General features: G+C 46.1%; 17 protein-coding genes. 7 read left to right on the top strand and 10 right to left on the bottom strand.

Annotated elements, in window-relative coordinates:
- Nucleotides 1-55 precede the first annotated feature (55 nt).
- Nucleotides 56-322 carry a hypothetical protein gene (locus ACMXYW_RS15135; protein ID WP_415882664.1) on the bottom strand — a complete coding sequence of 89 codons (267 nt, stop codon included), beginning with the start codon at nt 320-322 and terminating at the stop codon, nt 56-58.
- A 464-nt stretch (nt 323-786) separates the two neighbouring features.
- On the opposite strand from ACMXYW_RS15135, the gene ACMXYW_RS15130 reads away from it, so the two are divergent.
- The 3 genes from ACMXYW_RS15130 (at nt 787) to ACMXYW_RS15120 (ending at nt 3,692) form a co-directional block, all read left to right on the top strand.
- A complete protein-coding gene (locus ACMXYW_RS15130; RefSeq protein ID WP_415904598.1) occupies nt 787-2,508 on the top strand; it encodes an acetolactate synthase 3 large subunit in 1,722 nt (573 codons plus the stop codon).
- 2 nt (nt 2,509-2,510) lie between these two features.
- Nucleotides 2,511-3,005, top strand: a complete 495-nt coding sequence (gene ilvN / locus ACMXYW_RS15125) for an acetolactate synthase small subunit (protein WP_415882661.1) — start codon at nt 2,511-2,513, stop codon at nt 3,003-3,005.
- A 72-nt stretch (nt 3,006-3,077) separates the two neighbouring features.
- Nucleotides 3,078-3,692, top strand: a complete 615-nt coding sequence (locus ACMXYW_RS15120) for a flavin reductase family protein (protein WP_415904597.1) — start codon at nt 3,078-3,080, stop codon at nt 3,690-3,692.
- Nucleotides 3,693-3,720: 28 nt separating this feature from the next.
- Here the strand turns inward: ACMXYW_RS15120 and ACMXYW_RS15115 are convergent, their stop codons facing one another.
- From ACMXYW_RS15115 to bfr (ACMXYW_RS15100), 4 genes are all read right to left on the bottom strand, one after another.
- The gene (locus ACMXYW_RS15115) at nt 3,721-3,993 is read right to left on the bottom strand and encodes a hypothetical protein (RefSeq protein ID WP_415904596.1); all 273 of its coding nucleotides are present in this window, start codon (nt 3,991-3,993) and stop codon (nt 3,721-3,723) included.
- A gap of 85 nt (nt 3,994-4,078) precedes the next feature.
- Nucleotides 4,079-4,363 (bottom strand): peptidylprolyl isomerase, encoded by a 285-nt coding sequence (locus ACMXYW_RS15110; RefSeq protein WP_415886057.1) that lies wholly within the window; start codon nt 4,361-4,363, stop codon nt 4,079-4,081.
- A 127-nt stretch (nt 4,364-4,490) separates the two neighbouring features.
- A complete protein-coding gene (bfr, locus tag ACMXYW_RS15105; RefSeq protein ID WP_415882657.1) occupies nt 4,491-4,961 on the bottom strand; it encodes a bacterioferritin in 471 nt (156 codons plus the stop codon).
- Between the two features lie 12 nt (nt 4,962-4,973).
- Complete coding sequence (gene bfr, locus ACMXYW_RS15100) at nt 4,974-5,438, bottom strand: bacterioferritin (RefSeq protein ID WP_415904595.1); 465 nt, start codon at nt 5,436-5,438, stop codon at nt 4,974-4,976.
- Nucleotides 5,439-5,799: 361 nt separating this feature from the next.
- On the opposite strand from bfr (ACMXYW_RS15100), the gene ACMXYW_RS15095 reads away from it, so the two are divergent.
- Nucleotides 5,800-5,994 (top strand): (2Fe-2S)-binding protein, encoded by a 195-nt coding sequence (locus ACMXYW_RS15095; RefSeq protein WP_415904594.1) that lies wholly within the window; start codon nt 5,800-5,802, stop codon nt 5,992-5,994.
- Here ACMXYW_RS15095 and ACMXYW_RS15090 read toward each other — a convergent pair.
- Together ACMXYW_RS15090 and ACMXYW_RS15085 are read right to left on the bottom strand one after the other, a co-directional pair.
- Nucleotides 5,991-6,821 (bottom strand): NAD-dependent protein deacetylase, encoded by an 831-nt coding sequence (locus ACMXYW_RS15090; protein WP_415904593.1) that lies wholly within the window; start codon nt 6,819-6,821, stop codon nt 5,991-5,993. The two genes, ACMXYW_RS15095 and ACMXYW_RS15090, sit on opposite strands and share 4 nt — an antisense overlap.
- 122 nt (nt 6,822-6,943) lie before the next feature.
- A complete protein-coding gene (locus ACMXYW_RS15085) occupies nt 6,944-9,121 on the bottom strand; it encodes a malate synthase G (RefSeq protein ID WP_415899392.1) in 2,178 nt (725 codons plus the stop codon).
- A gap of 264 nt (nt 9,122-9,385) precedes the next feature.
- On the opposite strand from ACMXYW_RS15085, the gene ACMXYW_RS15080 reads away from it, so the two are divergent.
- Entirely contained in the window at nt 9,386-10,363 is a 978-nt protein-coding gene (locus ACMXYW_RS15080; protein ID WP_415904592.1) for an alpha/beta hydrolase, read from the top strand.
- Nucleotides 10,364-10,393: 30 nt separating this feature from the next.
- Here the strand turns inward: ACMXYW_RS15080 and serA are convergent, their stop codons facing one another.
- The 3 genes from serA to ACMXYW_RS15065 all read right to left on the bottom strand — a co-directional run bounded on the left by serA (nt 10,394) and on the right by ACMXYW_RS15065 (nt 13,077).
- A complete protein-coding gene (gene serA / locus ACMXYW_RS15075) occupies nt 10,394-11,626 on the bottom strand; it encodes a phosphoglycerate dehydrogenase (protein ID WP_415899390.1) in 1,233 nt (410 codons plus the stop codon).
- 227 nt (nt 11,627-11,853) lie between these two features.
- Complete coding sequence (locus ACMXYW_RS15070; RefSeq protein ID WP_415882641.1) at nt 11,854-12,135, bottom strand: pyrimidine/purine nucleoside phosphorylase; 282 nt, start codon at nt 12,133-12,135, stop codon at nt 11,854-11,856.
- Between the two features lie 57 nt (nt 12,136-12,192).
- Nucleotides 12,193-13,077, bottom strand: coding sequence for a LysR family transcriptional regulator (locus tag ACMXYW_RS15065; protein ID WP_415904591.1), 885 nt, complete (start codon nt 13,075-13,077; stop codon nt 12,193-12,195).
- A gap of 91 nt (nt 13,078-13,168) precedes the next feature.
- On the opposite strand from ACMXYW_RS15065, the gene ACMXYW_RS15060 reads away from it, so the two are divergent.
- Both ACMXYW_RS15060 and ACMXYW_RS15055 read left to right on the top strand, forming a co-directional pair.
- Entirely contained in the window at nt 13,169-14,374 is a 1,206-nt protein-coding gene (locus ACMXYW_RS15060; protein WP_415904590.1) for an MFS transporter, read from the top strand.
- Between the two features lie 31 nt (nt 14,375-14,405).
- Entirely contained in the window at nt 14,406-15,068 is a 663-nt protein-coding gene (locus ACMXYW_RS15055) for a fumarylacetoacetate hydrolase family protein (RefSeq protein WP_415904589.1), read from the top strand.
- The last annotated feature ends 2 nt before the right edge of the window (nt 15,069-15,070 follow it).

Genomic DNA, 15,070 nt, shown 5'->3' with positions numbered 1-15,070 from the left:
TATTTAAAATAAAAAAGGCTGCTTAATGCAGCCTTTTTTATGACAGGAGTATCGCTTAATACAGCGCTTGCTCATCCTTAATTACATCGATCAGAACTTCCAAGAAAAGTCGATCTGCTTCGCTGTGCTCTAGTGGAATCTTGATATTAGTTGTCGCAGAAAGCTTGTCAGCAATTACTTGAGCCGCGTTTTCATCATTCAAGTGTTCACGCGCAATCTCTAACGCCTTCTCACTAATATCCGGTTCAACTAATACTTTACGGATAAAAGACATCAATTCGTTGATTACACGCTCTTTGTTTTTAATCTCAGCGATACTCATAGGGATCTCCTGTAAACGTACATTCAGAGCCGATGAAGGGTAGTATAAAGGCTCTGTTCTGAGTTCTGCATAGCAAAACTATAACCCGATACTGAAATTGAGCATAGTATTTGAGGTGAATCGCCCGTTATTCCGCAGGTGCAGCATGAATTTAGTTGAAAAAATAAGCACCTATGTGAGATAATTTCCGCCTCGAATTTTGAGGCCTTGAGTGCGTAGGACAACCCGAAGCTCAGGGAGACAGCTTTCTGAGGGCCGTTTCTCAAAGGTCTGTCGGTTGGGCGATCCCCAACACCGGCACACACCCGAACGTGAACCTGCAGCTCTACCCCTGGAATGGTTCAGAGTGAGATCGCTAGAGATTCAACAAATATTGTCTGGTACAGGCACGTTCAACGTTACAGAAACAAAAACTGTTAATTTCGTCAGTAACGAGACACTGACGTCGTTAGAGGGTGAGAAAAGTGGAATTACTTTCAGGCGCAGAGATGACAATTCGCGCGCTTCGTGATCAAGGCGTTAAATACATCTACGGCTATCCAGGTGGTGCATTGCTGCACATCTATGATGCAATCTTTACGCAAGACGAAGTCGAACATATTCTGGTCCGTCACGAACAGGCTGCTACACACATGGCTGATGCTTATGCACGAGCTACCGGTAAAGCGGGTGTGGCACTAGTTACGTCTGGTCCAGGCGCAACCAATGCAGTAACGGGTATTGCTACTGCATACACAGATTCTATTCCAATGGTGGTTATTACGGGTCAGGTTATGTCACACCTGATCGGTGAAGATGCTTTCCAGGAAACCGACATGATCGGTATTTCACGTCCGGTCGTTAAGCACAGTTTCAGCGTGCAGCGTCCGCAAGATATTCCTGAAATCATTAAGAAAGCTTTCCACATCGCTGAAAGTGGTCGTCCAGGTCCGGTTGTAGTCGATATCCCTAAAGATATGACTACGCCTACAGAGCGTTACGAATACGAATATCCTAAGAGCGTAAAAATGCGTTCTTACAATCCGATCGCTAAAGGTCACACAGGTCAGATCAAAAAAGCAGTAGATATGCTTTTGGCTGCCAAACGCCCAGTTATCTATACAGGTGGCGGTGTAATCTTAGGTGATGCAAGTGCTGAGCTGATTGAACTAGCTCAAGAGCTTGGCTACCCAGTAACGAATACGCTGATGGGCTTGGGTGGTTACCCAGGAACTGATAAGCAGTTTATCGGTATGTTGGGCATGCACGGTAGCTATGAAGCAAACATGGCGATGCACCACAGTGACATGATTTTGGCTGTAGGCGCACGCTTTGATGACCGTGTAACTAACGGTACAGATAAGTTCTGTCCAACAGCTAAGATCGTTCATATTGATATTGATCCAGCTTCGATCTCTAAAACGATCAAAGCGGATGTACCAATTGTAGGTCCAGCTCAAGCTGTTCTTAAAGAGATGCTAGAACAGGTGCGTGCGGCTAAGAAAGCGCCTTGCGCTGATAGCCTGCAAGCTTGGTGGGAGCAAATCGACGAATGGCGTGCGCGTCACGGAGGTCGCTACCGCACAGATGACTCTGAGCTAATGAAGCCTCAGCAAGTTATCGAGATGCTTAGCAAAGTGACTAATGGCGATGCTTACGTTTGTTCTGACGTAGGTCAGCACCAGATGTTTGCTGCGCAGTACTACAAGTTTAACAAGCCAAATCGTTGGATTAACTCTGGCGGTCTAGGCACCATGGGCTTTGGTCTTCCGGCTGCTATGGGTGTTAAGCTGAACTTCCCTGATGAAGAAGTAGTATGCGTAACAGGTGAGGGTAGTATCCAGATGAACATCCAGGAGCTATCTACCATTAGCCAGTACGATATTCCGGTTAAGGTTATCTGCTTGAACAACCAGTCTTTGGGCATGGTTCGTCAGTGGCAGGATATGAACTACGAATCTCGTCACTCTCAGTCTTACATGAAGTCCCTTCCTGACTTCATCAAGTTGGTTGAGTCTTACGGTCATGTAGGTATCCGCGTTGAGCGTCTTGAAGACCTTGAAGGTGCTATGCGTGAAGCCTTTGCAATGAAAGATCGTATGGTATTCATGGATATCGCAGTTGATCCGTTTGAGCACGTATACCCAATGCAGGTACCACGTGGTTCTATGCGTGACATGTGGCTGAGCAAAACGGAGAGAACATAATCATGCGTCATATCATTTCTGTATTGATGGAAAACGAGCCAGGCGCTCTGTCTCGTGTTGTTGGTTTGTTCTCTCAGCGTAACTTTAACATCGAGTCTTTAACCGTTGCGCCAACTGAAGATGAGACATTGTCTCGTCTAACAGTGACTACGCTAGGTGACGACCGTGTTGTTGAGCAGATCACTAAACAGCTAAACAAGCTTATTGATGTTGTTAAGGTTGTTGACCTAACTGAAGGTGAGCACCTTGAGCGTGAGCTGATGATGATTAAGATGAAGGCGAACAATGGTACTGTTCGTGCTGAGATCAAACGTACAGCGGATATCTTCCGCGGCACTATCATCGATGTTACGCCTAACACTTTCACCGTTCAGTTGGTGGGTGCAAGCAGTAAGCTGGATGCCTTCATTGAAGCACTAGGTACGTCTAACATTATGGAAGTTGTACGTTCAGGTGTTTCTGGTATCGCACGTGGCGAGAAAGTCCTAACTTTGTAATTACTCAAGTTAGTCTGATTACTACAGCCGCTTCTGGTAACAGAAAGCGGCTTTTTTATTGCAGGTAAGGATATGCTTTTAGAATTGGAGAATATGGAAAAGTCAGATGTCTATCATGCGCTGACGCAAGTTGTGGTACCACGTCCTGTGGCTTGGGTGCTCTCTTCTAATCAACAAGGTGCACTCAATCTTGCGCCGTTTTCGTACTTTTCAGCGGTGTGCAGTGATCCACCATTGATCATGTTATCTATAGGTTCAAAGCCTGATGGCTCGCCAAAAGATACCTATGCAAATATTGCAGATACCGAAAAATTCGTGATTCATATAGCAGGTTCTGATCTCGCGACCAAGGTGACCCATAGTTCCGTGACGCTGCCTAGGGGGGAATCGGAAATCGAACTATGCGATCTGGAAACAATCGATGTTGAAGGCTTTGAGTTGCCTAGGATCCTTGGCCCTAAGATCGCTATGTCCTGTTCTCTGTATCAGCAACAGGATATTGGTCATGCTCCGCAACGACTCGTCTTTGGCCGTATAGAGAAAATATGGTTGGATGACGCGGTGGTCGAAATAGATCAACAGGGCCGACCTAAAATTGATGCTGCGTTAGTTGATCCACTGGCACGTCTGGGTGGTTCCGATTACCAAACCTTTGGCGACGTGGTGACTGTGCCTAGACCAGCGTAAAGCAGAAATCTGAAGTTTTTTCAGAACCTCAGGCTGCAAAAGATTGTTTTAGATCAGCAATCTTTTGCACCGAGATATCGACATCTACACGCAACATTCGGTCCGATGCTCGGCGTTGATAGATGGACGACTGCTCACGTCTACGGCGATCGACACCATTAAACTGAGTTGAGCGGTGCTGTTCAATCCACTCTTCGGCATGCGTCAGGGTCGGTAGGTAAGGGCTAAGTTTGCCAGTGCCTTTTTCATACCAGTAATAAACAAATTGGTAATCACGGAAGTCTTTAATCAGTTTAGGCATGGCGCTTAGGGTCAGTAGTAGATAAAAACTTAATCATACTGACCGGACCTTAACGAAGTCTTACGTGTTGGAAATTAACCCTAGTTTATTTGCGGTAAATGGTTTCGATAAGGTGCCAGCCAAATTTGGTCTTAATCGGACCATGCACCTCATGCAGTGGCTTTTTGAATACGACATCATCAAACGGTTTCACCATATCGCCGCGGCGAAATTCGCCCAGATCACCACCTTGGCGTTTGCCCGATGGGCAGAGGGAGTATTTTTTGGCGAGCTTACCAAAGTCATTGCCTAACTTTAGGCGCATTTTCAGCCTTTCCGCTTGGTCGCGGGTTTTAACCAATATGTGTCGGGCGCAAGCGCGGTTAGCCATGTTCTGCTCTCCTAAAATTTATAGGCTAATTTTATCGCAAAAAGGCAGGGGCTGCAGGCTGCTGATCGTAGGCAAAGAAAAAGCGCTGATAAACAGCGCCTTTGCATGATCTTAGTGGATAAGCTTATTAGCCCATCTGAGACTGGAGATAGTTTGGTAGACCGATTTTTTTGATCAAACCTAGCTGTTTCTCCAGCCAGTACGCATGATCTTCCTCGGTGTCTTCCAGAAGCTTCTCTAGGATTTCACGGCTGACATAGTCCTGCTCTTCTTCGCAGACTTTAATCGCGTCCTTAAGTTTTTTATCAACTTCATATTCAACGCGAAGATCTGACTCAAGCATTGAAGGAACGTCAGTGCCGACTTTAAAACCATCACGGGTGGTCATGTCTGGCGTGCCTTCCAAGAACAGCATACGCTCAATAAGTGCAGCAGCGTGGCCTTTCTCATCATCAAACTCATGATCGATACGCTCGTACAGCTTATGTAAGCCCCAATCATCGTACATACGGGAGTGGATGAAGTACTGATCCATTGCTGCTAGTTCCATCGCTAGCAGGCCGTTTAGTGCGTCAATGACTCTTTGATTACCTTTCATTGTCTTCTCCCGTTAAATCTGTGATTGCAGGTAGTTTTCGATACCTGCATTACTGATTAGGTATTGCTGAGTTTCGATCCAGTCTACGTGCTCTTCTTCGTATTCCAGAATATCTTCCAGCAGATCGCGGCTGACGTAGTCTTGCGCCGTTTCGCAGTAAGCGATTGCTTCACGCAAAATCGTCAGTTGCTCTAATTGGAAATCCATATCACATTGCAGCATCTCTTCAGTATGCTCGCCTATGCGTAGTCGACCTAACTGTTGCAGGTTAGGTAGTCCTTCCAAAAACAGAATGCGCTCGATTAGATCGTCTGCCTGTTTCATATCTTTGATGGACTTTTTATAAGCTTTCCCGTTTAGCTCATCTAGGCCCCAGTTCTTGTACATACGTGCGTGAAGAAAGAACTGGTTGATTGAAGTGAGCTCACTTGTCAGAACCTTGTTCAGGTGACTAATGACTTTTTTGTCGCCTTGCATGGGGGATCTCCTTTAGTAATAACCGCCCAGCTATGTGTGGGTTAGCAATTTCAAAGTGATCAAGAGTCTAGTTTATAAAATGACTTAAATCAAAAAAATCCTTATAAAACAATAAGTTGCAAAGATTAATGCGTTAGATTCTCATTGCGATTCTGTATAATAAATAACCAGTTTTTTGTTGTGTGATTTTGGGAAATAAATTTAATAAGTAAATCAATTGGTTGGCGAGTTATGAAGAGCATTCAATAATTGCAATTCAATGAGAATAATTTTCAACAAGATTCTCGTTTAATGTATTGAAAGTTGCTTATTTGATAACTATTATCATTACTCGATTTAATTGAGATTGGTTATTGTTTCAATGTTCGTTTGTATTTGTGAAAATGTTACCTGTAGTGATGTTCGTGATGCCGTAGATCAAGGCGCGCGAAGTGTGCGTGATCTAAACAAAGAGCTTGCCGTTGGTAGTCAGTGCGGTAAGTGTGTGTGCATGGCACGTAAGGTAATGAAAGAACACCTAGACGACATGGATTTCGATCTGGCAGTTCCTGCTTAACTTTCTCGCTTTAGTATCTCTACCGCTTCGGTCAGCGTCTCTGCAATCGGAGCGTCCAGCTTTAGATCCAGAAGTGGATCTGCTCTCGTTACCCCAATCGTTAAAGAACAGATCGGCTTTCCCCATTCATGGGCGCGTTTGCAGAATCGATAGCCTGAATAGACCATCAAAGAACTACCAACACTTAGTAAACCATCGGCATCTTCTAGTGCATCCAAGGCACTAAACACACGTTCTTTCGGGACGTTATCACCAAAATAGACAACATCCGGTTTTAAAATTCCTCCGCATGCCTGGCACTCAGGTACAGAGAAATCTTCAAATAGATGGGTTTCTAGATCGGCATCACCATCGGGACGAAGGGGAGCTTCAGGGATCTCGAAATGGGGATTGATCGCTTCAGTATGCCTGTGGATATCTTTACGATCATAATTCTGTGCACAACTCATGCAGCTGACTCGATCAGAGCGACCATGAAGATCGATAACGGCTTGGCTGCCGGACTTTTGGTGTAAGCGGTCGACATTCTGTGTGATCAGCAAGCGAATAAATCCCATTGCTTCTAGCTCAGAGAGTGCTGTGTGAGCCGCGCTCGGCTCGGCATCCCTAATGGCAGGCCAACCGATCAAACTGCGTGCCCAGTAGCGCTGACGGGCGTAGTGGCTCTCCATATACTCTTTATGCTGGGTCGGGGCAGAGTGTTGCCAGTTACCTTTGGAATCTCGGTAGGCGGGAATGCCCGAATCTGTACTGACGCCAGCCCCCGTTAGGACGACAAGGTTGGGATGAGAGCGAATGAATTCGGCAAGTTGCTGAGCTTCTGACATAGGTTATTCACAAAGGCAAAGAATGCTATCAGTGTAACCTATTTTAGGGGGAGGCGGCCTAAACAAAAAAGCCGCGCTTTTCAGCACGGCTTTTCAGTTTTAAAGCTTTTTAATTTGGCAGATTATGCGCCAAATTTAGCTTTTGCTTCGATACGACGACGGTGCAGAACTGGCTCAGTGTAACCGTTTGGTTGTACGCAGCCTTCGATTACTAGTTCGCACGCTGCTGCGAATGCAACGCTGTCTTCGAAGTTGCCAGCCATTGGGCGGTATAGAGGATCGTTTTCGTTCTGACGATCTACTACTGCAGCCATGCGCTTAAGCGTTTCCATTACCTGCTCTTCAGAACAGATACCGTGGCGCAACCAGTTAGCGATGTGCTGGCTAGAGATACGTAGTGTTGCACGGTCTTCCATTAGGCCAACATCATTGATGTCAGGCACTTTAGAACAACCAACACCTTGGTCGATCCAGCGAACAACGTAACCTAGGATGCCCTGTGCGTTGTTGTCTAGCTCTTCTTGGATCTCTTCAGCAGTCCAGCTTGGGTTAGCTTCAACTGGTACAGTTAGGATGTCGTCTAGGTTCGCGCGATCGCGTACTTTCAACTCGTCCTGACGTGCGAATACGTCTACCTGGTGGTAGTGAGTCGCGTGAAGAACAGCGGCTGTTGGAGATGGAACCCATGCAGTGTTAGCACCAGACATTGGGTGGCCGATCTTAGCTTCAAGCATGTTAGCCATCTGATCAGGGATTGGCCACATACCTTTACCGATCTGAGCGCGACCCTGTAGGCCACATAGAAGACCGTTGTCTACGTTCCAGTTTTCGTAAGCACCGATCCATGCAGCAGCTTTCATGTCGCCTTTGCGGATCATTGGGCCAGCTTCCATAGATGTATGGATCTCGTCACCAGTACGGTCTAGGAAACCTGTGTTGATGAATACAACACGCTCTTTAGCAGCGCGGATACACTCTTTCAGGTTAACTGTAGTACGACGTTCTTCATCCATGATGCCCATCTTCATAGTGAAGCGTTCTAGGCCAAGCATGTCTTCGATACGAGCGAATAGTTCGTTGGCGAAAGAAACTTCTTCTGGACCGTGCATCTTAGGTTTTACGATGTATGTAGAACCTGTAGTTGTGTTGCTGAACTTACCTTTGCCCTGCATATCGTGCATAGAGATAAGCGTAGTTACAACACCGTCCATGATGCCTTCAGGAACTTCGTTGCCATCTTTGTCTAGTACAGCTTCGTTAGTCATTAGGTGACCAACGTTACGTACGAACATCAAGCTACGGCCTTTAAGTGCAAGGTTAGAACCGTCTAGTGCAGTGAACTCACGGTCAGCGTTGATAGAACGAGTGAAAGTCTTACCGCCTTTAGTTACTTCTTCTGTTAGGTCGCCTTTCATCAGACCCAACCAGTTACGGTAAACAACAACTTTGTCAGCGCCGTCTACAGCAGCAACAGAGTCTTCACAGTCCATGATCGCTGTTAGTGCAGCTTCCATCACGATATCTTTGATGCCTGCAGCATCGTCTTTACCGATCTGGCTTTCACGGTCGATCTGTACTTCGAAGTGCAGACCGTTGTTTTTGAATAGAATAGAAGTCGGAGCAGCTGTTTCACCAGTGTAACCGATCAACTTTTCAGCTTGTGCTAGCGTAGTTTCGCTGCCATCGCGCATTACAACAACAAGCTTGTTATCTTGGATGCTGTAGCCTGCAGAATCTTTGTGAGAACCTGCCGCTAGTGGAGCTGCTGTGTCTAGGAAAGTACGTGCAGCTTCGATAACTTTAGCGCCACGAGCTGGGTTGTAAGAACCAGACTTCTCAGCGCCGCCTTCTTCAGATACTGCGTCAGTACCGTAAAGCGCGTCGTATAGGCTGCCCCAACGTGCGTTAGCTGCGTTAAGTGCGAAACGAGCATTCATTACAGGTACTACTAGCTGAGGACCAGCCATTGTTGCCATTTCTGGGTCAACGTTTGAAGTAGTCGCTTCGAAATCTTCGCCTTCTGGCAATAGGTAACCGATCTCAGATAGGAAGCCTTTGTATGCTTCTAGATCGAAAGCCTGACCTTGACGCTCACGGTGCCATGCATCGATCTGCTCTTGGATAGCATCACGCTTAGCTAGTAGGTCACGGTTCTTTGGCGCCAGGTCGTGAACGATGGCATCAAAGCCAGCCCAGAACTGTTCGCTAGTTACGCCAGTGCCTGGCAGTGCTTCGTTGTTAACGAAATCGTATAGAGCCTGTGCAACCTGAAGACCGCCACTCTGTACTCTTTGACTCATAATGAATTGCCCCAGTAAATATTCTGCCAGCTCCGGTGCGAGGCTACCGGTAGCTGAGTGAATGATCGCTGTCGATTAATTTGCAGCTAAATTTGTGCATCGCACAGTAGCGCAATGGTGTCTTATTGTCGCCTAAGTCGACCCAAAAGTATGATAAATGGGCCTTATATTCGGTATAAATTGAGCGAATGGCTGCAGTATTAGCTAAGGTTAAGTATGAAATGATCACCTAAGTTGTGCGGGAATGTCCCTAAGGTGGTGTCTATGACCTTATTTGATCGTGATCTCCTTGTTAAAGGGCTAAGGCCTTATATTGAAACGGGTTTTGGAATACCGAGCGAAAGTGTTCGTGCGTATTTAGCCTGTTATGGCTTATTGGATATCGCTGAAAAATCCAATTATCGGATTGGCCGTATAGCGCTCGATGAAGTTTCTGTGACCCTGCAATCCTTTTCGGTTTTAGACCGTTCCCGTAACCGCGGAACGGTTGTGTTAGTGCATGGTTATATGGACCATGTTGGCTTATATCAGCACCTGATTGATGACCTTTTGAAAAGCGGGTTTGATCTGCTCTGTTATGATTTGAGTGGTCATGGTTTATCCGATGGTGATCCGCTGGCAGTGGACGATTTTCAACACTATGCGACTCAGCTAGCGGAGCTGTTGGCCAGTTTAGATCAGGAGCTATCTTACCCGGTTCATTTAGTTGGTCAGAGTACAGGTGGGGCGGTGGTGATGGCGCATCAGCTACTGTTTACCGATCAAACTATGCCTTCATTGGGTGAGCGAGTGTTGTTGGCGCCCTTAGTAAGACCCAGCCTATGGCGCAGCATACAGCGAAAATTTCGCTGGCTGAAATACGTATTACGGCAAGTACCGAGGCGGTATAGCCAAAACTCTCATGATGATGATTTTATTCGCTTTCTACGGGAAGGGGATTGTTTACAGCACCGCGAAATCCCTGTGAGTTGGGTCGGTGCTATGTTGGCGTGGGGGGATTGGATCGAAGCGCATCTGCCTGTGCCGGGGCGCATCCATATGATTCAGGGAACCCTCGATAGTACGGTCGACTGGCAGCACAATATGGCTGTGTTGGGTAGGCTTTATCCCGAGATGGAATTAACGTTGATTGATGAGGCGAAACATCATCTGGTGAATGAAACACCGCAATACCGAGATCAGGTATTTAATCAGATCGAGTTGATATTTAAACGCTGGGAAAACGAAAACGGGCAGCCCTAAGGCTGCCCGTTTTGATCAAATCAGATCAACTTAGAACAAACGACGGCAGCGGATTGTGCCTTCGATCTGCTTCAAGTTTTCTAGTGCTACAGAAGAGCAATCTGCATCAACGTCTACCACTACATAACCAACTTTCTCGTTAGTCTGTAGGTACTGACCGCTGATGTTAACGCTGTTTTCAGAGAATACAGTGTTGATCGCAGACATAATGCCCGGCACGTTGTTGTGTACGTGAAGTAGACGGTGAACGTGTGGGTGCTCTGGTAGTGCAACTTCTGGGAAGTTAACAGACGTGATAGAAGAACCGTTATCACTGTACTTGATCAACTTCTCAGCTACTTCGTAACCGATGTTTTCCTGAGCTTCCATCGTAGAACCGCCTACGTGTGGAGTTAGGATTACATTGTCATACTCACGTAGTGGTGAGATGAATTCGTCATCGTTAGTACGTGGCTCAACTGGGAATACGTCGATAGCCGCGCCTAGTAGACGACCAGAATCTAGTGCTTTACATAGCTCATCGATTACAACAACAGTACCACGAGCAGCGTTAAGGAAGATGGAACCTTGTTTCATCTCAGCGAACTGAGCTTCGCCCATCATATCTTTAGTAGCTGGTGTTTCTGGTACGTGTAGAGAAACGATGTCACTCATGTTTAGAAGCTCTTTCATAGAGCCAACTTGAGTTGCGTTACCTAGCGGAAGCTTAGTGACTACATCGTAGAAGTAAACGTCCATACCCATCGCTTCAGCAATAACGCTTAGCTGAGAACCGATGCTACCGTAACCTACGATACCTAGCTTCTTGCCACGGATTTCGTAAGAGTTTTTAGCAGACTTCTGCCACTCACCACGGTGAGCTTTAGCGTTCTTCTCTGCAACACCGCGAAGCAGAAGAATCGCTTCAGCGATTACTAGTTCTGCTACAGAACGAGTGTTAGAGAAAGGTGCGTTAAATACCGCAACACCACGCATCGTAGCTGCTTCCAGATTTACCTGGTTAGTACCGATACAGAAGCAACCAACAGCTACCAATTTTTCAGCAGCTTCAAAAACTTCTTCAGTTAGCTGAGTACGGGAACGGATACCGATGAAGTGAACGTCCTTAACACGCTCAATCAACTCTTCTTCTGGTAGGGAACCAGTTAAGAATTCGATGTTGGTGTAACCATTCTGATTAAAAGTGTCCACCGCAGATTGGTGTACGCCTTCCAGAAGCAAAATTTTGATTTTGCTTTTATCGAGAGAGGTTGTTTGGCTCATGGTGTGCAGCTCTTTAATTTGCGTGGCTTTTTCTAGTATCTAGGAGGGCCACAGGTTTAAACGCTTTAAAATTAAGCGCGAATATTAGCACAGCCAAAGTTGAAAAGGATGAATGATAAGCTCAGATTGGCGGAAAAATATTCATCTTGAGATGAGGTGGATTGTATAAAGGGGATATTTGGAGGGAAAAGGCTTCTATATTGCGAATACAGAAGCCTTGCTTTTCCTTAGCCGTAGAAGCAAAGGTAAGCAGTTGCTTGCTCAACTTTAAGCTGGAAGCTCTGGTTCGCTGCAACTTTAAATTCAGTGCCTGTTGGGAAAGACTGGAACTCTTCGCTGCCAGGAAGTTTAACGATTAGCTCGCCGCTAACTACCTTCATTAGTTCGTCTTCGCTTGTGCCGAATTCGTATTCGCCTGGTGCCATTACGCCAGAAGTTACTTTACCTTCGCTGTTTTCGAAGCCGATAGATTTTACTTTGCCGTCAAAGTATTCGTTTACGTTCAGCATGTTTGATCTCCTAAAATTTGCGCGAATCATAAAATTAAATGCTAATCGCTGCAAATTTCAGGATTTAATCGGGCTGTTTTCCAACACAAAATCGACAAAGGTTTGGTTAGCCTGAGATAGATAACCGTCTTTACGCCATGCGATTGAAAGGTCCAACCAGACAGGTTTTGTAAAAGGGCGCGCCACTAATCCAGGTTCATCTTCAATTACCATCGCCATCAGGGTTGAGATGGCATAGCCCTGTTTAACTATCGATTTAATCAGAGGGATCAGGTTAGTCTCGAAGCTGATCTTGGGTATGATACCCGCCTGTGCCGCCAGATCATCGACTACATTGCGGTGGAAAAAGCCGGTATTAAACATCACCAATTCCTCCGCAAATAGTTGTGAATATTCAACGCTTTCTAAACTGGCAAAGGGGTGGTCGAGCGGTGAGATCACCATCATCTGTTCTTGCAGAAAGACTTTGGATTCTAGGTTCTTGCTGGGGATAGATTTATCGACGATAACTGCTAAATCGAGTTCCCCTTGCTCTAACAGTCGTTGTAGTTTGCCTGCGCCGCCATCAATAACCGTTAATGTTAATTGTGGATAACGATGCCGAAACGCCATCAAAATAGGCGGGAAATAATAAGAACCAAGCATGCTTGGGATACCTACGCGCACTTCGCCTTTGAGTAAGCCTTTCAGCTCCTGCATCTCCAAAATGGCATCTTCGGTAGCCTGTAAAATCTTACTGGCATGGCGATAAAGGTGCTCACCTTCATCGGTCAGGCTGATTTTACGGTCGTATCGATGCAGTAGTTTTAGATCTAACTCTTCTTCTAGTTTTCTGATCGCCATACTCATTGCAGGCTGTGCAATGTGCAGCTTTTCAGCGGCTTTAGTGAAGCTGTTTAGATCGGCAACGGTTTTGAAATAGCGTAGGTGTTTTATATCCATCATCATATTTTCTTATCAAGGCTATAAGAAGTATATATTTTTATGATGGCTTTGCGATTGCTAGTCTTCCACCACGAATGAGAGGTGGAATATGATCGAAGCAGGTACAAGTCAATTTTGGCGCGCAACTATGGCCTTATGCATAGGCTCTTTTATGGTGTTTGCCAATCTTTACATCACGCACCCTTTGCTACCGATGTTGGCGGAGGAGTTTGAGATTAGTCCATTATTAGCCAGTTGGAGCTTAACGGTAACTACTTTGACTTTAGGTTTGTCTTTGTTGGTGTTTGGCCCCCTATCTGATGCCCTTGGACGCACGCGGTTGATGCTGATGACTATGTGCGGGGCTGTGCTTTGTAGTTTTGTATTGTCGCAGGTATCTGATTTTAGATGGCTGCTGTTCTGGCGAGCATTACAAGGTATTTGCTTAGCGGGTTTGCCGGCAATTGCGATCGCTTATATGGGCGATGAATTCACAAAAAAAGGCTTAATTGCTGCGGTTGGTTTGTATATCAGCGGTAACACTTTAGGGGGCATTGGTGGGCGTCTTATAGGTGGTTTTGCCGGTGAACTGTTCGGCTGGCAGGAAGCATTCGCCTTGATGACCTTTATTAGCTTCTTTTGTCTATGCCTGTTTGTCTGGTTGTTACCGCCTTCTGAGAATTTCAACGCAAGAAAGATCGTGCCAACACAGATGATTAAAGATGCCTATCAGCACCTGTCCAATCCTCTGTTGCTACTTGCTTATATAGTGGGCGGGCTTAACTTCTTTATCTTTATCAACCAATACAGCTATGCCACATTTTTGCTGGCCGATGAGCCCTATTACCTATCGGCGGGTGTGCTTGGCTTATTATTCCTGACGTACCTGAGCGGTACGGTGGGAGCTGCGTTCTCCGGGCGTATTGCCAAAAATATTCCGCAGCCGTTAGTCATGGCTGTGGGGATCATTATCTTGATGGCCGGTACGCTGCTGACTCTACAGGGTAGTTTATGGGCGATCATTTTAGGCTTCTTGGTCAGTGCCTTTGGTTTCTTCTTGGCTCACTCTTGTGCAAGTAGTTGGGTAAGCCATACTGCGCTTCACGCTAGAGCGACAGCATCGTCTATTTATCTGCTGTTCTATTATCTGGGGGCTAGTAGCGGTGGCTTCTATTTAGACCCGTTTTGGCATTCTTGGGGCTGGGATGGTGTAGTCTTTGGATCCTTGGTTATTCTGCTGATTACTTTGCTATCCAGCTTAATGCTCTACTATAAAACAAGCGTAAAACTGGAGCGCTGTGCGGTAGGGGGGTAAACTTCACCCCACGATAATTTAAGGAGTACCTATGAGCTATCAACACAGTATTGTCGACGGAGATTTGGTAAACCTGCCAACGGGTAAAGTGATTTGTGTCGGTCGTAACTATGCCGATCATGCTGCAGAGCTGAATAATCCAATACCTACCGAGCCTATGTTGTTTATCAAACCTGCTACGAGTGTGGTTGATATGACTCAGCCGTTTACCGTGCCGCAAGGGCATGGTTCTGTTCATTTTGAAACGGAGATGGCGATTCTTATTGGTTCTAAACTGAGTAATGCGTCTGAAGAAGAAGCGAAAGCGGCGATTAGCGGCGTGGGCTTAGGGTTAGATCTAACTTTGCGTGATCTTCAAGGAAAGCTAAAAGAGAAAGGTCATCCGTGGGAGAAGGCGAAAGCGTTCGATGGTTCATGCCCGCTCTCTCCTTTTATTGCTCCAAATGCAGTTGACGATCTACAAGATGTAGAGATCAAATTGACCGTTAACGGTGAGATCCGTCAGCAGGGCAACAGTGCAGCTATGTTGAATCAAGTGTTGCCGCTTCTTAGCCATGCTAGTGAGTTCTTTACTCTAGAGCCGGGTGATGTAGTGTTAACCGGCACGCCTGCAGGTGTAGGCCCCGTAGTACCTGGAGATAAGCTGCAGGTAGAGCTGACAGGTCTTCTTTCCGTATCAACAGAAGCTGTGTAATA

Origin of the sequence: Neptuniibacter sp. QD48_55 (assembly GCF_047778115.1) — a bacterium.
Taxonomy (GTDB): Bacteria; Pseudomonadota; Gammaproteobacteria; order Pseudomonadales; family Balneatricaceae; genus Neptuniibacter.
Note: the sequence above shows the minus strand (reverse complement) of the source record. Positions and strands in the feature narration are given on the sequence as shown.